The 19,497-nt window shown below is 64.7% G+C and carries 16 protein-coding genes; 10 read left to right on the top strand and 6 right to left on the bottom strand.

Translation table 11 applies throughout. From position 1 onward, the window contains the following. The first annotated feature begins 218 nt into the window (after positions 1–218). The 7 genes from P6U28_RS06255 to soxA all read left to right on the top strand — a co-directional run bounded on the left by P6U28_RS06255 (position 219) and on the right by soxA (position 6,393). Complete coding sequence (locus P6U28_RS06255) at positions 219–668, top strand: (2Fe-2S)-binding protein (protein ID WP_162500386.1); 450 nt, start codon at positions 219–221, stop codon at positions 666–668. 12 nt (positions 669–680) lie between these two features. Beyond that, entirely contained in the window at positions 681–2,867 is a 2,187-nt protein-coding gene (locus tag P6U28_RS06250) for a xanthine dehydrogenase family protein molybdopterin-binding subunit (protein WP_209294552.1), read from the top strand. 52 nt (positions 2,868–2,919) lie between these two features. Further along, positions 2,920–4,191 (top strand): FCSD flavin-binding domain-containing protein, encoded by a 1,272-nt coding sequence (locus tag P6U28_RS06245; protein WP_122404410.1) that lies wholly within the window; start codon positions 2,920–2,922, stop codon positions 4,189–4,191. Positions 4,192–4,456: 265 nt separating this feature from the next. Then, positions 4,457–4,828: a sulfur oxidation c-type cytochrome SoxX gene (soxX, locus tag P6U28_RS06240; RefSeq protein WP_244607693.1), complete on the top strand. Its 372-nt coding sequence runs from the start codon at positions 4,457–4,459 to the stop codon at positions 4,826–4,828. Between the two features lie 4 nt (positions 4,829–4,832). Beyond that, on the top strand, positions 4,833–5,300 hold the full coding sequence (locus P6U28_RS06235; RefSeq protein WP_407121952.1) for a SoxY-related AACIE arm protein: 468 nt from the start codon (positions 4,833–4,835) through the stop codon (positions 5,298–5,300). After that, positions 5,300–5,617, top strand: a complete 318-nt coding sequence (gene soxZ, locus P6U28_RS06230; protein WP_122404413.1) for a thiosulfate oxidation carrier complex protein SoxZ — start codon at positions 5,300–5,302, stop codon at positions 5,615–5,617. The genes P6U28_RS06235 and soxZ overlap by 1 nt, the downstream gene beginning before the upstream one ends. Then, positions 5,614–6,393 carry a sulfur oxidation c-type cytochrome SoxA gene (gene soxA, locus P6U28_RS06225; RefSeq protein ID WP_407121951.1) on the top strand — a complete coding sequence of 260 codons (780 nt, stop codon included), beginning with the start codon at positions 5,614–5,616 and terminating at the stop codon, positions 6,391–6,393. The genes soxZ and soxA overlap by 4 nt, the downstream gene beginning before the upstream one ends. A 52-nt stretch (positions 6,394–6,445) precedes the next feature. Here the strand turns inward: soxA and P6U28_RS06220 are convergent, their stop codons facing one another. From P6U28_RS06220 to P6U28_RS06210, 3 genes are all read right to left on the bottom strand, one after another. After that, positions 6,446–8,113: a regulator gene (locus P6U28_RS06220; protein WP_407121950.1), complete on the bottom strand. Its 1,668-nt coding sequence runs from the start codon at positions 8,111–8,113 to the stop codon at positions 6,446–6,448. After that, complete coding sequence (locus tag P6U28_RS06215) at positions 8,110–8,823, bottom strand: cysteine hydrolase family protein (protein ID WP_122404416.1); 714 nt, start codon at positions 8,821–8,823, stop codon at positions 8,110–8,112. The genes P6U28_RS06220 and P6U28_RS06215 overlap by 4 nt, the downstream gene beginning before the upstream one ends. Positions 8,824–9,119: 296 nt before the next feature. Continuing rightward, a complete protein-coding gene (locus P6U28_RS06210; RefSeq protein ID WP_122404417.1) occupies positions 9,120–10,061 on the bottom strand; it encodes a hypothetical protein in 942 nt (313 codons plus the stop codon). Between the two features lie 162 nt (positions 10,062–10,223). Between P6U28_RS06210 and P6U28_RS06205 the strand changes: the two genes are divergently transcribed. Together P6U28_RS06205 and P6U28_RS06200 are read left to right on the top strand one after the other, a co-directional pair. Beyond that, positions 10,224–13,700, top strand: a complete 3,477-nt coding sequence (locus P6U28_RS06205; protein ID WP_129145177.1) for an indolepyruvate ferredoxin oxidoreductase family protein — start codon at positions 10,224–10,226, stop codon at positions 13,698–13,700. Between the two features lie 402 nt (positions 13,701–14,102). Next, a protein-coding gene (locus tag P6U28_RS06200) for an IS630 family transposase (RefSeq protein ID WP_122401624.1) occupies positions 14,103–15,045 on the top strand; the annotation gives its coding sequence in 2 pieces (ribosomal slippage) (positions 14,103–14,438 and positions 14,440–15,045; 942 coding nt in all). A 77-nt stretch (positions 15,046–15,122) separates the two neighbouring features. On the opposite strand, the gene P6U28_RS06195 is transcribed toward P6U28_RS06200, so the two are convergent. From P6U28_RS06195 to P6U28_RS06185, 3 genes are all read right to left on the bottom strand, one after another. Further along, positions 15,123–16,142, bottom strand: coding sequence for a S1C family serine protease (locus tag P6U28_RS06195; RefSeq protein ID WP_122404420.1), 1,020 nt, complete (start codon positions 16,140–16,142; stop codon positions 15,123–15,125). A 93-nt stretch (positions 16,143–16,235) separates the two neighbouring features. After that, positions 16,236–16,688, bottom strand: a complete 453-nt coding sequence (locus P6U28_RS06190; protein ID WP_122404421.1) for a hypothetical protein — start codon at positions 16,686–16,688, stop codon at positions 16,236–16,238. Between the two features lie 210 nt (positions 16,689–16,898). Beyond that, entirely contained in the window at positions 16,899–18,497 is a 1,599-nt protein-coding gene (locus P6U28_RS06185) for a GMC family oxidoreductase (RefSeq protein ID WP_129144805.1), read from the bottom strand. Positions 18,498–18,697: 200 nt separating this feature from the next. Here P6U28_RS06185 and P6U28_RS06180 point away from each other — a divergent pair, with 200 nt between their 5' ends. Continuing rightward, positions 18,698–19,486, top strand: a complete 789-nt coding sequence (locus P6U28_RS06180) for a thermonuclease family protein (protein ID WP_122404423.1) — start codon at positions 18,698–18,700, stop codon at positions 19,484–19,486. Positions 19,487–19,497 lie beyond the last annotated feature (11 nt).

Raw genomic sequence — 19,497 nt, 5'->3', positions numbered from 1 at the left:
CCGGACGTCGCTTCAAGCCGCGGATTGGCGCCCACGAAAAGGCGTCAACCCGAATCGCTCGACAAGGGATGAGGCAAAACAACGCGCCGGTCCATCCCCCAAGAGCGACGCAATGCATTCCAGCCACCCCTCGGACTGTTGATTTGAACAGTTCCAGTTTGCCGGACACATTGCGCCCCTGAGTTCAATCGGTGGATTGGGCCAATCAGGGGACTGCGATGGCAAACCTAACAATCAACGGAAAAACCCTCACCCTCGACGTCGAGCCGGATACGCCGCTGCTCTGGGCGATCCGCGAGAACGCCGGCCTGACCGGCACCAAATACGGTTGCGGCATTGCACAATGCGGCGCCTGCACGGTTCACATCGACGGCGTAGCGATGCGCTCCTGCGGCCTTTCGGTCAGTGAGGCCGAGGGCAAGAAGATCACCACCATCGAAGGGCTCGCATCCGGGGATTCGCTGCACAAGGTGCAGGAGGCCTGGATCGCTCAGGACGTGCCGCAATGCGGCTATTGCCAGAGCGGCATGATCATGGCGGTGGCGGCGCTCTTGAACGAGAAGCCGAAGCCGACCGACGCCGACATCGACGAGGCCATCACCAATATCTGCCGCTGCGGCACCTTCCAGCAGGTGCGCGAGGCGATCCACACGATCGCAAGCGCTTAAAGGAGCCGCCCCATGAACAAGCACGTCTCGCTCCAAATGAACCGCCGCGCCTTCGTGATCGGAAGCGCCACCCTGGGCGCCGGCTTGGCAATCGGCCTCGACATCCCCTTCGGGGGCCCTGCCGTGGTCCGCGCCGCCGACGGCTCGCCCGAGATCGGCGCCTGGGTGGTGGTCAGGCCCGACGACACCGTGGTGATCCGCATCGCCCGCTCCGAGATGGGCCAGGGCTCGCTCACCGGCCTTGCGCAGCTCGTCGCCGAGGAGCTCGAATGCGACTGGACCAAGGTCACGACCGAATATCCGACCCCCGGCCAGAGCGTGGCCCGCAAGCGCGTCTGGGGCGATTTCTCCACCGGCGGCAGCCGCGGCATCCGCTCCTCGCAGGACTATGTCCGCAAGGGTGGCGCCACCGCGCGCGTGATGCTGATCCAAGCCGCCGCCGACGCATGGAAGGTGCCGGCCTCCGAATGCACGGCCGCGAACAGCGTCATCACCCATACGCCCTCGGGCCGGACCACGACCTACGGCAAGGTCGCCGAGGCCGCGGCGAAGCTGACGCCGCCGGCGGACGTCAAGCTGAAGGATCCCAAGGACTGGAAGCTGATCGGCAAGGGCGTGAAGCGGCTCGACACCGTCGACAAGACCACCGGCGCCATGGTCTACGGCATCGATGTCAAGCTGCCGGGCATGCTGAACGCCGCGATCAAGGACTGCCCGGTGTTCGGCGGCAAGCTGAAGAGCTATGACGAGGCCAAGGTCGCCGGCATGAAGGGCGTCAAAAAGGTCGTCACGGTCGGCGACACCGCGGTCGCCGTCGTTGCCGACACCTGGTGGCACGCCAAGACCGCGCTGGAGGCACTGCCGATCACCTGGGACGAGGGCGACAACGCCAAGGTCTCCAGCGAGTCGATTGCGAAGTGGCTGGCCGAGGGGCTCGACGATGCGCAGCCGGCCTATGTCGGCAACAAGAACGGCGACGCGAAAGCCGCGATCGCCGGGGCCGCAAAGAAGGTCGAGGCCGTCTACAGCTATCCCTACCAGAACCACGCCACCATGGAGCCGATGAACGCCACCGCGCTCTACACGGCGGACAAGTGCGAGGTCTGGTGCGGCACGCAGAATGGCGAGGCGGCCTTCGCGGCAGTGCTGGAGGCGTCCGGCCTGCCGGCCGAGCAGTGCGACGTCCACAAGGTGATGCTCGGCGGCGGCTTCGGCCGGCGCGGCCAGACCGACTATGTTCGCCAGGCCGTCATGATCGCCAAGCAGATGCCGGGCACGCCGATCAAGCTATTGTGGTCGCGCGAAGAGGACATGGCGCACGGCAAGTATCACCCGGTCACGCAGTGCAAGATGACCGGCGCCTTCGATGCCAACAACAATCTGATCGCGCTGCACTACCGCCTGTCCGGGCAGTCGATCCTGTTCTCGCTGCGCCCCGAAGCGCTGCAGAACGGCATGGATCCGGCAGCGTTCCAGGGCGTCGCCCAATCGGGCGAGGCCGCGTTCGGCTATTCGGTGCCGAACCTGTTGATCGAGCATGCGATGCGCAACCCGCACGTTCCGCCGGGCTTCTGGCGCGGCGTCAACGTCAATCACAATGCGATCTACATGGAGTGCTTCATGGACGAGCTGGCCCAGGCCGCAGGCCAGGACCCGCTCGAATTCCGCCGCAAGCTGATGGGCAACCACCCCAAGCACCTCGCTGTGCTCAATGCGGTTGCCGAGAAGATCGGCTGGACCACGCCGGCGCCGCAGGGCGTCTATCGCGGCATCGCGCAGGTCATGGGCTATGGCAGCTATGTCGCCGGCGCCGCCGAGATCTCCGTGGTCGACGGCAGCAAGATCAAGGTGCATCGCATCGTCGCCTCCACTGATCCCGGCTACGTCGTCAATCCGGCGCAGGTGGAGCGACAGGTTGCCGGCTCCTTCGTCTATGGCCTCTCCGCGCTGTTCTATGGCGGCTGCACCGTCAAGGACGGCAAGATCGAGCAGACCAACTTCGACACCTACAACTCGATGCGTATCAGCGAGATGCCGAAAGTGGAGACGGTGATGGTGCCGAGCGGCGGGTTCTGGGGCGGTGTCGGTGAGCCGACCATCGGCGTCGCGGCGCCGGCGGTGCTCAATGCGTACTTCGCCGCAACCGGCAAACGCATCCGTTCGGTGCCGCTGCGCGATCAGAACATCACCTTCGCGTAAGAAGAGCTGCGGCGGCCACGCCGGCCGCCGCTGCATTTTCCGGACAAGTCTCATGAATACGCCGGTGACACGGCGGAGTGCCGCCCTCGGCATCGCCGTCGCGGCCACATCGCTCGCCGCACCTTCGATCCTGCGCGCCCAATCGATGGGTCAGATCGTCGTGATCGGCGGCGGCTTTGGCGGCGCCGCTTGCGCCCGCGCGCTCAAGCGCGCCGATGCAAAATTGCCGGTCACCCTGATCGAGCCGAACAAGACCTACATCTCCTGCCCCTTCAGCAATGAGGTGATCGCGGGCCTGCGCGAGATCGAGGCGCAGCAGTTCGGCTACGACAAGCTCGCGGCCGACGGCATCAGCATCGTCGCTCAGGCTGTGACGAGCATCGACACGCAAAAGCGTAGGGTGACGACGGACGGCGGTACCGCGTTTGGTTATGACCGGCTCGTGCTCTCGCCCGGCATCGACTTCCATCCCGAAGCCCTGCCTGGCTACGACGCCGCCGCGTCGGAGACGATGCCGCACGCCTGGAAAGCCGGTGCGCAGACGCTTTTGCTGCGCAGGCAATTGGAAGCGATGGCGGACGGCGGCACGGTCGTCGTTGCAATCCCGGCCAATCCTTCCCGTTGCCCGCCAGCACCTTACGAGCGCGCAAGCCTGATCGCGCATTACCTGAAGACGAAGAAGCCGCGCTCGAAGGTTCTGATCCTCGATGCCAAGGACAGTTTCTCGCAGCAGCGGCTGTTCGAGAAGGCGTGGAAAGAGCTCTATGGCGACATGATCGAGCGCATCGCGCTATCGCAAGGCGGTCGCGTCACCTCGGTCGATCCCGCGACGAGAACCATCCTCACGGAGTTCGGCAACTACACCCCTGATGTCGCCAATGTCATCCCGCCGCAGCGCGCGGGGCGCATTGCCGGGATCGCAGGCACCGCGGACACGACCGGCTGGTGCCCGATCGATCCCGTCACCTTCGAGTCGAAACTCGTTCCGAACATCCACGTCATTGGCGATGCCTGCCTCGGCGGCGGCATCCCCAAATCGGCATCGGCTGCGAGCGCTCAGGGGAAGGCATGCGCTGGCGCGATCGTCGCTTTGCTCGCGGGCCGCACGCCGGAGGCGCCGCGATTGACGGGCATCTGCTACGACACCGTCGCACCCGGCTACGGCTTCTCGCTCATCGGCAATTACCAGCCCAAAGGCGACATCTTCGCCGAGGTCGAGGGCGTCGCGACCAGCCCGGTCGATGCCCCGCGCGAGCTGCGCGCCCGCGAGGCGGCTGAGGCCGAGCGCTGGTTTCAAACCATCACGGCGAATACGTTTGGCTAGAGCCATAATGAAACGAGCCTGCCGCCACAGCCAAAGTGCACCCCCTCCCGCGCTTGTGGGGAAGGGTCGGAGAGAGGGTGTCTCCACACGCGAGAGCCCCCGAGAGGAAAGAACCCTCACCCGCCGCTGCGCGGCGACCTCTTCCGCAAGCGAGAGAGGTCAGAGGAGTGCCCGGCGATCTCACTCGCCTCTTCCAAGAGTTGCGAATGCCGCACTCGTCGTCGCAAGCCTCGCCTTCTGTTCGCCTTCAAAAGCCGATGACCTCGTGCCCTACACAATCATCGGCGACGGCATTCCTGCATCACTCACGGGCTCGTCCGGCGATGCCGCGCGCGGCCGCGCGCTGGTGCTCGCGCGCACGACGACCTGCATCCTCTGCCATTCCGGCCCATTTCCGGAAACGCGGTTCCAGGGCGACCTTGCGCCTGATCTCTCCGGCGCCGGGAACCGGTGGTCGGTGAGCCAGTTGCGACTTCGACTGGTCGATGCCTCGCGCTTCAATCCGGACACCATCATGCCATCCTACTATCGCAACGACGGCTTCGTCCGCGTCGGACGTAACTTCGCCGGCAAGCCGATCTTGTCGGCTGCGGAGATCGAGGACATCGTGGCCTTTCTTGCAACACTTCGGGACTAGGTTCATGCCGACCACGCGACGACAATTCCTGAGCCTCGCCGGAGGCGCGACAGTCGCCGGGACGATCCCGATCGTCACGCTGCGGCCGCTCGAGGCGACACCGGCGATGCTCAACGCGGCGATCCGCAACGTGGTCGGCGAAGCGCAGATTCACACCGGCAGGATCAAGCTGGATATTCCGCCGCTGGTCGAGAACGGCAACACCGTGCCGCTGACGGTGAGCGTCGCAAGCCCGATGACGGCCGATGACCACGTCAAGAGCATCCACGTCTTCAACGAGAAGAACCCGCAGCCGAACATCGGCAATTTCTATTTCGGCCCTGCCTCCGGCCGTGCCCAGGTCTCGACACGGATTCGGCTCGCCGACACCCAGAAGGTGGTTGCGATCGCGCGTCTCTCCGACGACACGTTCTGGCAAATTGCCGGCGACGTCGTCGTGACACTGGCCGCCTGCACCGAGGAGATGAACTGATGGCTGCCCTCATCAACGTCCCCTCGAAGGCCAAACGCGGCGACATCGTCGAGATCCGCACGCTGACCTCGCACATCATGGAGACCGGCTTCCGCCACACCGCCGACGGCAATCTGGTGCCGCGCAACATCATCACGAGCTTCACCTGCCGTTACAACGGCGCTGAGATTTTTCGCGCCGATCTGTTTCCGGCTATCGCCGCGAACCCGTATTTGTCGTTTTTCGCGGTCGTCAAGGAAAGCGGCAAGTTCGAGTTCGAGTGGATCGGCGACAACGGCTATTCCTCCGCTGCTTCGGCATCGATCACGGTCGAATGATGTCTTGGCGCGCGATAGCCGCGGCAGCATTGTTTGCCGCGGCGCCTGCCCTGCTCGCGGGCGAAATCCCGCCCGATGCACGCCGTTCCGGCTATGCCTTCATGGGTCCGGACACGCGCGCCATGCAGGAGGACGACACCAGCAATCCCGGCATGCTGTTCGTGCTCGACGGCGAAGCGCTGTGGGCGAAGAAGACCGGCAGCGCCGCCAAATCCTGCACGGATTGTCATGGCGATGCGCGCAGCAGCATGAAAGGCGTCGCGGCGCGCTATCCCGCCTTCGACAAGGCCCTCGGCCGCCCCGTCACGCTCGATCAGCGGATCAATCTCTGCCGCGCCAATCATCAGCAGGCGATACCGCTGCCCTATGAGAGCCACGATCTGCTCGCATTGTCCGCCTTCATCGCCCATCAGTCGCGCGGCACCCCGATCACGGCCGGTGACGATCCGCAAGCCAAACCCTTTGTCGAGCAGGGCCGCGCGCTGTACATGCAGCGTGAGGGACAGCTCAACCTCGCCTGCACCAACTGCCACGACGACAATTTCGACAAGCGCCTCGCCGGCGCGCCGATCACGCAAGCGCAACCGACCGGCTATCCGCTCTATCGGTTGGAATGGCAGACACTGGGCTCGCTGGAGCGGCGGCTGCGCAGCTGCATGAGCGGCGTCCGTGCCCGAGCCTATGACTACGGATCGCCCGAGCTGGTCGCGCTCGAACTCTATCTGATGTCGCGGGCGCATGGCCTGCCAATGGAGACGCCGGCCGTACGTCCCTGAGCCTAAACGGCCGAGCCATCCGCTCGACCGTTCCGCGTATCGAAAGCTGCGCCTACTCCGCCGGCGCGGCGGACATCTCCGGATGTGCGGCGTAGGGCTCGCTGGCGCCGAGCTTGCCGGCGGCGAACAGCCCAGCGGCCATCACGGCGTAGGCCAGGGCGACCGCGGGCGTCACGCCAAAGCCGCCGCCAATGCCGACGGCTTCGCCGTGCATGAAGCCGAAATAGGTCAGCACCGCCCCGACCAGCGCAAAGGCGGACGCCTTCTCGAAATCGCGCTCGATGATGAAGACGCCGATGGCGCCGAGGATGAGGCCGCCGAGGATGGAGCCGCCGCCCATCACCTCAAGACCGTGGTAGAACACGCCCTGCTGCGGCAGCGCGGCGATCGCGGCGGCTTTGACCGCATCGGCCTTGTCGGCCGCCAAGCCGCCGACGGTTGCCGCCGCGTTCATGGTGGAGCCGAGCATCGTGTCGATCTGGAGCTTGGCCCAGGCGGCGAGATGCGGCGTCAGCGCCAGCACGATGGCGGGCGCGTGCTTGACCGGTGTCGTCTGGAATGCCTGCGCCCCGATCAGCATGCCGATGTAGAGCAAGATCGGCGAGATCGCGACGACAGGCACGAGTGCCAGCAGCACCGAGATGATGCCGAACCAGGACAGCACGACCACCATGACGCCGGTCGCCGCCGAGTAACCGATCCGACCGCCCATCGCCTTCCAGCCGGGATGGCCGATATAGACGGCGTTGATGAAGGGATTGCCCATCAGGCAGCCGATCAGGCTGACGACGCCGTCGGCGGTGAGCACGCGCGTGGTCGGATATTCGTCGCCGGCCGCTTCCGCGCTCTCGACATTGTCCATGGCCTCGACGAGATCGTAGATGCCGAACGGAATGGCGGTGACGAGGATGATGCCCAGGAATTCGAAGCCGGAGAAGACATGGTTTACCGCCGGGATCGGCACAGAAAAGCCGAAATTGGCAAAGGCCACGCCGACACCTTTGAGGCTCAGGCCGCCGAGACCGAGCCCGAACAGGTTCGAGCCCCAGGCGATGATCATGCCGGCCGCGATCGCGACGAGGCCTGCGGGAACGCCGCGCCAATATTTCACCCCGCCGAACCAGCTCACCAGGATGATGGCGAAGCAGACGAGACCGATCTGCGGCGTCATGTACATTTCCAGCGCCGGCCGCATCGAGATGAAGGTGATGGAGACGCCGGCAAGCGTGCCGAGTAGCGCCGCGCGCGGCGTGATCCTGCGGATGAACGGCGCGATGAAGCCGCCGATCATGAGAATGAAGCTCTGGAAGAACACCCAGACGAGACCCGCCGACCAGCCCTTGAGAGGATCGCCGGTCTTCAGCGTGATCGGAAGCATGATCACGAAGGTGACGATGAACATGTGCGGCACGCTGACGCCGGACGGCAGCGCGCAGACGTCGTTGCGGCCGGTCTTCTGCGCGAGGCGATAGGCGAGATACGCATAGTAGAAGGTGGAGAGGCACATCATCAGCCCGAGCGCGGGCAGGATGCGCCCGAACACGAGACCATCAGGCATCTTCAACACGAAGCGAAGCAGGCCCGTGAGCACCAGCATGTTGACGAGGATGTTGGTACCGAAGCCGAAAAACGCGTTCCAGTCGCCCGATGTCCATAGCGCCAGCTTGAAGTCGGACGTATTGATCTCAGACTTGCCGGCCGTCCCCGTCAATTTGCTCATGATGTTACCCCCAATGTGTTCGAACTCTTCATCGCCTCCAAGACTGCGGCTGAGCTTGCGACCCAGCCGAAGATGCCGCCCTGGGCCTTGATCATGTTCAGGCCCATCTCGTGAAATTCGGGGAAGTAGGATGCGCAGCCATCGGACACGACGACGCAGCGATAGCCGCGGTCATTGGCCTCGCGCACGGTGGTGTTGACGCAAACTTCTGTCGTGACGCCGCACACCAAGAGATTCTCGATACCGTAATTCTCCAGGACATCGCCGAGCTCGGTGGCGTAGAAGGCGCCCTTGCCCGGCTTGTCGATCACGATTTCGCTGTCGAACGGATAGAGCTCGGGAATGATGTCGTGGCCGGCCTCACCGCGAATGAGGATTCGTCCCATCGGACCGGGATCGCCGATACGAAGGCTCGGCGCGCCGCGTTCGATCTTTGCCGGCGGCGCGTCGGAGAGATCGGGCAGATGCCCCTCGCGCGTGTGGATCACCAGCATGCCGATGTCGCGCGCCGCCGTCAGCACCGCGCCGATCGGCTTCACCGCGCGTGCAAGCTGGCTGACGTCGTTGCCGAGCGTTTCGCCGAAGCCGCCGGGCTCCATGAAGTCGCGCTGCATGTCGATGATGAGAAGCGCGGTGGCCGGCCAGTCGAGCGCGATCGGCTCGGGCTCGGCGCTGACGACGCCCTTTGTCGGATTGGCTGAGTTCAACATGACGCAGGCCCCGCGAGAACTCTCTTGGCCAGAGTTCTGCAAGCGCCGTGCCATTGTGTACAATTGCAGTGGGGCGCGGGCGGCGACAGAATTTGTAGTGTACTCAAAAACTTGCGTAGAATGCGATCGCCTGCTTATTCCCTGTGCGACGGCTTTGCGACGTGCATTTGCCTAGAGGATGAGCGGCATCTTCCGTCATTCCGTGGCGCGCAGCGCGTGCCTGGAATCCATTTCACCTCATGCGGTGCGGCCATCCCGGGCTCGACGCTCCGCGTCGCCGCGGGATGACGAGGAGACTACCGCCCGGCCCCGTACAGCCGCCGATACTCCTCCTCGTACGGCGCATACGAGTCCTTCAGCGTCGCCATGTTCAGCAACATCGTGGCCACCAACGTGCCCGCCTTGGCGAACACGCGCGTCTTGACCCAGGCGCTTTCGGTGCGGCGGCTGCCGGAGAGTGCGACCACCTCGCGCTCGACTTCGTACTCCTCGTCGACGAACAGCGGGCCCTTCACCAGGCGGATCTCCTGGTCGGCGAACAGGCCGACGGCAGGGCCCTTGGCCGGCAGCGGATCGTCCTTGGAGCGGTACTGGAACAGCACGCTGAGCATCTCCATCGGGATGATGGGCTTGCCCCATGGATTGTCTGCGGTCGAGTAGTATTGCGAGTTCTCGGTGATGACGGCGAGCTTCTGCCGAAGGGAGAACGGATAGAGGTCGCCCATGTTCTGGTCGAAAGCCATCCGCACCGTCTGGCGCTTGCTCGTCTGCGCCACCTTGACGTCGCGCAGGATCACGGGATCAGCCAGCGGCTTGAGCTCGCGGAGGCGGATGTCGAGGGCTGTCGGGCTCTCAACGATGGATGCGGTGCCGCGCAGCACCTCGGTGCCGTCGCGCTTGAGCATCTGTACCTGACACTCGGGCTGTTCGGTCGAAGAGGCTAGCAGCGTCGCCTGCACCTCCTCACCTTCGTAGCAGACACTACGGTAATGCACCGAGAGACACCCTCGCTCAAACCACGCCCGGCCCCATTGCCGCTCGCAAAGTGGAGCGAACTGGCTGAAATGGGTCGGCCCCTCGATGGTGCCGCCCTTGAAACCGAGCTTCTGCGCCGTCGCGTCATCATGGATCGAGGCATGCGCATCATAGGTTTGCGCCTGTAGCATCTGCCGCGGCCGGCGCCACGGTCCAATCAAGGCGCCTCCTATTCGGGTGATTTGTGTGTCAAACGCCATCATGCGCGCTCCTCCGCTCGCAAGCCATGACTAGCAGGAGCGCCACGGATGCGGCCAGCGATATTGACTTCGCTGAGCCATGCATTTGACTGTCACAATCGCGTCGCGCAGCCGCAATCCTTCCCGCAGCGCAAACCCCAAGAACCAAAGCCGAGGACTTCTGAAATGACGCTGTTGCAGGTCGAACTGGACGACAAATACCGGCTCGAATCGAAGCGGATCTTCCTGTCGGGCACGCAGGCGCTGGTCCGCCTTCCCATGTTGCAGCGCGAACGCGACAGGCTTCAGGGACTGAACACCGGCGGCTTCATCTCAGGATATCGCGGTTCCCCGCTTGGCATGTACGATCATGCGCTATGGCGGGCGAAGTCGCACCTTCAGCAGCACGACATTGCCTTTGTTCCGGGACTCAACGAAGACTTGGCCGCGACCGCGGTCTGGGGCAGCCAGCAGGTTGGGCTGTTTCCCGGGGCCAAGGTCGACGGCGTGTTCGGCATCTGGTACGGCAAGGGCCCGGGCGTCGATCGCTCGGTCGATGCGCTCAAGCACGCCAATGCGGCCGGCACCTCGGTCAATGGCGGCGTGCTCGCGCTCGCCGGCGATGACCACGGCTGCCAGTCCTCGACCCTGGCGCATCAGAGCGAGCAGGTGTTCGCCGCGTCGCTGATCCCCGTGATCAACCCGGCGACGCTGCAGGACTATCTCGATCTCGGCCTCTACGGCTTTGCGCTGTCGCGCTTCTCCGGCTGCTGGGTCGGCTTCAAGGCGATCAGCGAGACCGTCGAGAGCTCGGCGTCGATCTACAGCGATCCCGAGCGCGTCAAGATCGTGCTCCCCGAGGATTTCGAGATGCCGCCCGGTGGCCTCAACATCCGCTGGCCCGATCCGCCGCTGGAGGCCGAGAAGCGGCTGTTCGGCCCGAAGATGGCGGCGGTGCAGGCCTTCGCCCGCGCCAACCAGCTCGATCGCATCGTGCTCGATTCCAAGCCTGCGCGGCTCGGTATCGTCGCGACCGGCAAGGCCTATCTCGATCTCCGCCAGGCCCTCGCCGATTTGGGGATCACCGACAAGGACGCGCAGGATCTGGGCCTTCGCATCTACAAGGTCGCGATGACATGGCCGCTGGAGGAGAGCGGCGCCAAACGTTTCGCCGAAGGTCTCCAGGACGTTCTGGTGGTCGAGGAGAAGCGCGGCTTCATCGAAGACCAGCTGATGCGCATCCTCTACAACGTGGATGCGTCCAGACGCCCGACGGTCACGGGCAAGCGCGACGAGCGCGGCGCGCCGCTGCTGCCGAGTGAGGGCGAGCTGACGCCGACCATCGTCGCGTCCGCGCTGGTGGCGCGCTTGCGCAAGCTCGGCCATCACAGCCCGGTGCTGGAACAGCGCTTGGCACGCCTGGAGGCGTTCGACAATCCCGTCACCGCCAGCGCACCGATCAAGCTCGCGCGCACGCCGTTCTTCTGCTCGGGCTGTCCGCACAACACCTCGACGCGCGTGCCCGAAGGCAGCCGCGCCATGGCCGGCATCGGCTGCCACGGCATGGCCCTGAGCATGCCGACCCGCCGCACCGACCTGATCTCGCATATGGGTGCCGAGGGCGTGAACTGGATCGGCCAGTCGCCCTTCACGACCGAGACGCACATCTTCCAGAATCTCGGCGACGGCACCTACACCCATTCCGGTCTCCTGGCCCTACGCGCCGCCTCCGCCGCCGGCATCAACATCACCTACAAGATCCTCTATAACGACGCCGTGGCGATGACCGGCGGCCAGCCGGCGGAAGGGGCCTTCAACGTCGCACAGATCGCGCACCAGGTCTGGGCCGAGGGCGTCAAGCGGCTTGCGATCGTCTCGGACGATCCGGGCAAGTACCCGCAAGGCAACTACTTCCCGCAAGGCGCGACCATCCATCACCGCCGCGAGCTCGATGCCGTGCAGCGCGAGCTGCGTGACATCAAGGGCCTCACCGTCATCATCTACGACCAGACCTGCGCCGCCGAAAAGCGCCGCCGCCGCAAGCGCGGGCTCTATCCTGATCCGGCCAAGCGCGCCTTCATCAACGAGCTGGTCTGCGAAGGCTGCGGCGACTGCTCGCAGGCCTCCAACTGCGTCTCGGTGCAGCCGCTGGAGACCGAGTTCGGCCGCAAGCGGCAGATCGACCAGTCGAACTGCAACAAGGACTTTTCCTGCGTCGAAGGTTTTTGCCCGAGTTTTGTGACGGTGCACGGCGGCAGCCTGAAGCGGATGAAGACCACGGCGGTGGATTCAGGCCAGCTGTTCGCCGATCTGCCGCTGCCGCCCGCGCGCGACCTCGACGGCCCCTACAACATCCTCGTCACCGGCATCGGCGGCACTGGCGTCATCACAATCGGCGCCCTGCTAGGCATGGCCGCCCATGTCGACGGTCGCGGCTGCTCGGCGCTGGACTTCACCGGCCTGTCGCAGAAGAACGGCGCGGTGATGAGCCATGTCCGCATCGCCCCGAAGCCGGAGGACATTTCCGCGGTCCGCATCACCACCGGCGGCGCCGACGTCATCCTCGGCTGCGACATGATCGTCTCGGCCGGCCCGACTGCGCTGAGCCGCGCCGAGCGCGGCGTGACCAAGGCCTTTATCAACGCCGATTTGCAGCCGACGGCGAGCTTCGTGCAAAATCCCGATCTCGATTTCGAAATGGGCACGATGCAGACCGTGCTGCGCGACGCGATCGGCGACAAGAACCTCGACATTGTCGATGCCACGGGCATCGCCGCGGCGCTGATGGGCGACAGCATCGCCACCAATCCCTTCATGCTCGGCTTCGCCTTCCAAAAGGGCGCGATCCCGCTGTCGCTGGAGGCCCTGCTCCGCTCCATCGAGATCAACGGCGCCGCGATCGAGATGAACAAGCTCGCCTTCACCTGGGGCCGCCTCGCGGCCCACGACATGTCGCGGGTGCGCAGCGTGCTCCAGTTCAAGAACCGCGCATCCGCGCCGGCGAAATCGCTCGACGAGATCATCGCCACCCGCGCCGAGTTCCTGACCTTCTATCAGGACGAACCCTATGCCGACCGTTACCTTGCGGCTGTCGCCAAGGTGCGCAAGGCCGAGAGCGCGGCTTCGCCCGCATCCACGGAGCTGACCGAGGCAGTCGCGAAAAACCTGTTCAAGCTGATGTCCTACAAGGACGAGTACGAGGTTGCGCGGCTCTATACCGACGGCAGCTTCGCCAAGAAAGTGTCCGAGAAGTTCGGCGGCGACTTCACACTGAAGTATCACCTGGCACCGCCGATCTTCGCGAAGCGAGACAAGGCGACAGGCCGGCTTCAGAAGCAGGAGTTCGGCGCCTGGATGATCCACGCTTTCCGCATTCTCGCCAGGCTCAAGTTCCTGCGCGGCACCGCGTTCGATCCGTTCGGCCGCACCGAGGAGCGCCGGACCGAGCGCAAGCTGGTCGAGGATTATCTCGCGATCATCGATCAGCGCATCGCCGGGTTGAAGGCCGAGCAGATCCCGCTGCTGACACGGCTCGCGCGCGTACCGGAGACGATCCGCGGCTTCGGTCATGTCAAGGAAGCCAATATCAAGCTGGCGAGGTCCGAGGCGGCGCGGCTTGAGGCGGAACTGGAGAACAGCCGCTTTGCCGCAGCGGCGGAGTAGCGAAAGAACCGTGCTCTTTCCACGCGTTATTGCGGGCGAAGCGAAGCAATCCTGACCGCAGCCGTGGAAAGACTCCGGATTGCTTCGCTTCGCCCGCAATGACGAGATTGTGGGGACGCGCTCGCCACGCACTCGCCGTGTTCGCCCGGCTCGACCGGACGATCCAGTATGCCGAGATGATTGTGGCTCAACGATAGACCGCGGCGGACTGGATGCCCGCCTGCGCGGGCATCACAGCGATGCCAAGGGCTAAAGCATGATCCGGAAAAGTGCGACGCGGTTTTCCGGAAAGATCATGCGTAAACAACAAGCTAGAGCATGTTGTTTTTGGCTGGAATCGGGATTCCCCCCGGGAGCGATTTCTGATTCAACATCCATGCTGGAGGGCGGAGGCCGGCATGGATGACGCGACCCTATTCGGAAGACATCCGGGAACGGGCTTTGGCGCGAGCTGATGCAGGAGAAACAGTTCGTTCGATTGCCGAGGCGCTCCAGATCAGCGCCTCCTGCGTGACGAAGTGGAAGAATCTGAGACGGGATACCGGAGGCCTGTCACCTGGCCAAATCGGCGGCCACAAGAAGCGGGTTCTGTCGGATGCCAACGCCGACTGGCTGCGCAAACGCATTCGCTCGGGGCCATTCACTTTGCGCAAGCTGACGCAGGAACTGGCTGCACGCGGGATCAAGACAGACGTGCGGGCGGTGTGGACTTTTGTTCACACCGAAGGGCTCAGCTTCAAAAAAAACGATTCTACCAGCCGAGCAGGATCGTCCCGACGTCGCCCGTAAGCGGACCCGCTGGAAAGCACATCAAGGCAGGATCGACGTCGCGCGGTTGGTGTTTATCGACGAGACGTGGATCAAAACCAATATGGCACCACTGCGCGGCTGGGGGCCTTGCGGGCAGCGCCTCCAAGCCTCTGCACCTTTCGGCCATTGGAAGACAATGACCTTCATCGCGGCGCTGCGTCACGATCGGATCAGCGCGCCTTGGGTGATTGATGGTCCCATCAATGGTGAGCTCTTCACGCTGTACGTCGAGAAGGTGTTGGCACCCACCCTCGCACCGGGTGAGATCGTCGTTCTCGACAATCTTGGCAGCCACAAGGGCAAAGCGGCTCGCCAAGCCATCCGCGCCAGAGGCGCCCACCGCATCTTCTTGCCGCCCTACAGCCCCGACCTCAATCCGATCGAGCAGGTCTTCGCCAAACTCAAACATCTCATGCGAGCTGCCGAGCCCCGTGACGTGGAGGCAACCTGGAGAAAGGTTGGTGAACTCCTCGATCTCTTCTCCAAGGAGGAGTGCACCAACTACTTCAAAAACTCAGGCTATGTTTCCGTATAAAAACATCATGCTCTAAAGCGCGATGACGATTCATCCAAATCTCATCGCGCTTTAGACGGAAGCTCACCCATTCCGCGCTAGCGCGCAGGCTTGCGTTCGATCGGATCGATATCGATCGCCCGCAGGCGGCCGAGCCGCAGCACGTCCATGGCCAGACGGCGGCCGATGCGGTCGCGGTCGAGCACGCGGATCAGGTCATCGACGCCGTTGATCTCGACGCCGTCGAGCCTGATCACGACATCGCCGGGGAGCAGGCCGGCCTTCGCCGCAGGTCCATCAGGCTCGATCTGCATCAGAAGCGCGCCCATCTTGTTCTCGACCCCGGCCAGCACGGCATGCCGCCGCGGGATCGGCGCGGTCTGCCCGGCGACGCCGATATAGGCGCGGCGGACATAGCCGTGGCGGATGATCTCCGACAGCACGAATTGCGCGGTATTGCTGGCGACCGCAAAGCAGATTCCTTGCGCGCCATTGATGATGGCGGTGTTGATGCCGATCACCTCGGCATTCGACGACACCAGCGGGCCGCCGGAATTGCCGGGATTGAGTGCGGCATCGGTCTGGATCACGTCCTCGATGGTACGCCCGCTGACCGAGCGGATCGAGCGCCCGAGCGCCGAGACGACCCCGGCGGTCACGGTCGATTCGAAGCCGAGCGGATTGCCGATTGCGATCACGAGCTGGCCGCGCCGCAAGATCTTGGAGTTGCCGAGCGCGGCGTAAGGCAAGTCGCGCACGCCGTTGGCGCGCAGCAACGCAAGGTCGGTGTCGGGATCGACACCAAGCACCTGAGCATCGCCGACATGGCCCTCGACGTCGCGCAGCCGGATCTCCTTGGAGGAGCCGACCACATGGCTGTTGGTGAGGACAAGACCATCCGGCGAGATCACGATGCCGGAGCCCAGCCCGCCGCGCTCGCGGCCGTTCGGCACCTTCGGCCCGGTCTCGACCCGCACGACCGCAGGGCCGACGCGGTCGGTCACATCGATCACGGCATTGGAATAGGCGTCCAGCAGCGCCCGGTCATCGACCGGGGTAGCCGCCGTCCTTCGCGATGACGCTGCGTCATCGGCGATATCTGAGGTGAAATCCAGCATGGCAAGAGTCCTTGAAGGCTCACACAGATGGTGGCCTGTTCCCGCCAGCGCAAGTGGCCCGGCCGGGGCGCAGGGCTGGACCTGCCAAGATGGCTAGGGCGCGCGTCGCAGCGTGCCTCCCCTCGCCTTGACCGGGTCGAGCAGCGACCAGTCCCCATCCGGGAGCACGTGCCCCCTGGGAAACGGCGCGCGCAGCTCCAGCCCCAGCGAGCGCAGCACGCGGTCGTCGCGGTAATAGCATTGCAGGACCACGCGGACGAGCGTTGCAGCGGCGATGCCGCCGGAGATGCGGAACTTCTGGGCGACACCGGCGCGCGCGACGGGCTCGAGGTCGGCCAAGGGCATGCCGGCCAGCCGCGCCAGATGGTCCAGCGCCGCCACCACCAGTTTGGTGTCGCGGCCGAGCGTTGCGAGGATGTCGGCCTGGATCGCGGGATCGTCGGCGCCGGGCACCTTGTACTCGTCGCTGGCAGGAATGATCATCGCCGCGATGGTGCGGAGGTCATCGCGCTGCCGAGGCGTGAGGGTGAGTTGTTGATCAGACATGGCGTGCTCTCGTTGGTTCATTCCCGCCACGAAGACGGTGCGCTCCCTCCCCCGCTTGCGGGGCAGGGTCGGGCAGAGGGTGTCTCCGCAGAGGGACTCCCCCAGGGGAGAGAGCCCTCACCCGCCGCGCTCTTCGAGCGCGTCGACCTCTCCCGCAGGCGGCAGAGGTGCAGCGAGTTCGTGGCGGGTTCGGTGCATCCATCACGCGCATCAATCAAATAAACTAGCCAAGCGCTGCTTCATCTGGTCGGCGATGTAGAGCGCGAGCGCCTGGATGGTGGAGGTCGGGTTCACGCCGCCCGAAGTGACGAAAATGCTGCCGTCGACGATGAAGAGGTTCTTCACGTCGTGCGAGCGGCCCCATTCGTTGACGACGGAGCGCTCGGGGTCGGTACCCATGCGCGCGGTGCCGAGCAGGTGCCAGCCGCCCCACGGGATCGGCGAATTGACGCAGATGTCGCTCGCTCCTGCCGTATCGAGAAACTCGCGGCCACGCGCCAGCGCATGCTCCATCATCTTCCGGCTGTTCTCGCTGATGGTGTAGTCGACCTTCGGCGCGGGAATGCCGTGACTGTCCTTCAGCACCGGATCGAGCGTGACGCGATTGTGCTCCTCCGGCAGGTCCTCGCAGATCGCGGAGAAACCCAAACGATGACCGTTGAGCTTGCGGAAGACGCGGTGATGATCGGCGCCCCAGGGCAGAATGCCCTTCTGCTCGCTGACCACGGCCTCGAACACCGGCCCTGCGCCGCGCACGAACTGCACGCCATAGCCGCGCACGAAACCGCGCGACAGGTCCGTGTCGTACCACTGCTTGCTCCACAAACAGGTCGGCGGCGCACGGTTGGAATCGGTCGGCTCCTTCACATAGCCGTAGATCTGCGCATAGGGATGGAACATCAGATTCTTGCCGACGAGGCCGGACGAATTGGCAAGTCCGTTCGGGAATCGCCCCGAGGCCGAGTTCAGCAGCAGGCGCGGCGTGCCGACACCGTTGCAGGCGATGATGACGACATGCGCGGGCTGAAACTGCTCGATGCCGTCCTTGTCGTAATACACCACGCCCGAGGCCATGCCATTCTCGTCGGTGGTGATCTCACGCACCCGGCAATGGGTGCGCAGCTCGACGCCGGCGCGGATCGCGTGCGGCCAGTAGGTAATGTCGGTCGAGGCCTTGGCGCCCTGCGCGCAGGCCGGCGTGCAATGGCCGAGATTGATGCAGCGCGCCCGGCCCTCATAGTCCATCGTCGCGACCGTGGTATCCGACGGCCACCAGTGCCAGCCGAGCTTGTTCATGGCCTTGCCGATGATGGCGCCGGACAATCCGAGCGGCTGCTGCGGCATCGGCGGATGCGTCAGCGGCGACAGCGGATCGCCTGATAGGCCGGACGTGCCCATCATGCGGTCGTTCTCTTCGAAGAACGGGGTCAGCGTGTCGTAGTCGATCGGCCAGTCGTCGGCGACGCCGTCGAGCGTCTTCACCTTGAAATCGGAAGGGTGCAGCCGCGGCCAATGCGCGGTGTACATCACCGTCGAGCCGCCGACCGCGTTGTAGTTCACGACCTTGATCGGGGAGTTGTCGTCGTTGACGGGATAGTCCTCGGGCCGGCCGCGGACGTTCGGGCTCGACGACCATTCGCCGTAGAACTTGGCCTCCCAGTCGCGGCCCGTGCTGGGATATTCCGCCGGGTTCATCCAGCCGCCCTGCTCCAGGCAGAGAATGTGCATCTTGGTTTCGGCCAGCGACCACGCCACCGCTGCGCCGGAAGCGCCGGCGCCGATGATCAGGACGTCCACGGGGTCTTTCATCGCAGCCTTTTCCTCCCCCTCGCCGCTTCCCGGGCGATTCGGCCATTCGCGCTCAGCGAGGCCGGCAAACGATAGGGTCAGAGCGACGGCCGAGTAAAGCCGCGAGGCCGGAATGTCGCACTTCGCAGGGCGCAGACCATTGGTAACGCCAAATCCGGATGCTAGGAACAGGGCGCACGAGCCATCGATAGCGAGACCGTATGTCCTCCCGAAATTTCTTTGCCGCCGCCCGCGCTTTTGCGCTCGTTTCGTTGTTCGCCTTGTCCGGTTTTCTGGCCTCGTCCGGACCAGTCGCCGCGCTGACCGGCGCCGCGACTGTCCGTGACGGCAACTCGATCCAGCTCGGCGACGTCACCTACCGGCTCGACGGCGTCGACGCGCCCGAGCTGGATCAGGTCTGTATCGACGATCACGCCGATTCCTGGACCTGCGGCATCGAGGCCCGCGACCAGCTGGCGAAGCTGATCAACAAACGGACGGTGCGCTGCGACGATGTCGGCCCGGAGAAGAGTTTCGGCAAGCGGCACCGCGCCATCTGCACGGCCGAAGGCGACAAGGCCAGCTTGAACGAGCAGCTGATCAAGCTCGGCTTTGCCCTCGCGCGCGAGCCTATCAAGGCCAACGTCAAGCCGGCAGCCGCCGAGGCCAAGACGGCGGCGGTTGGTATCTGGAAGGGCTGCTTTGTTGCGCCGCAAGACTTCCGTAGCGGCAAGAAGGACGGCGCGCTCCTCGGCGCCGCCTGCCGGCGCGACCGCGACAAGGAGATTCGCGCCGTGCTGTTTCCGGAGGAGCTGACCATGCCGCCCAGCTGCAGCATCAAGGGCAAGCTAGCGGTGCGCGCCCGCGTCACCGGCAATATCGGCATCTATCATCTGCGCGGCTGCCCGAGCTATCCGGCGACCACCAAGCCCGACCGCTGGTTCTGCTCGGAGGACGACGCCCAGGCCGCCGGCTTCCGCAAGGCCTACAATTGCCGCCGGCCGAAATGAGCGAGTTGGTT

The organism is Bradyrhizobium sp. STM 3561 (assembly GCF_045571455.1).
GTDB lineage: Bacteria > Pseudomonadota > Alphaproteobacteria > Rhizobiales > Xanthobacteraceae > Bradyrhizobium > Bradyrhizobium vignae.
The sequence above is the reverse complement of the archived record's forward strand: the minus strand, read 5'-3'. Positions and strand labels throughout refer to the sequence as shown.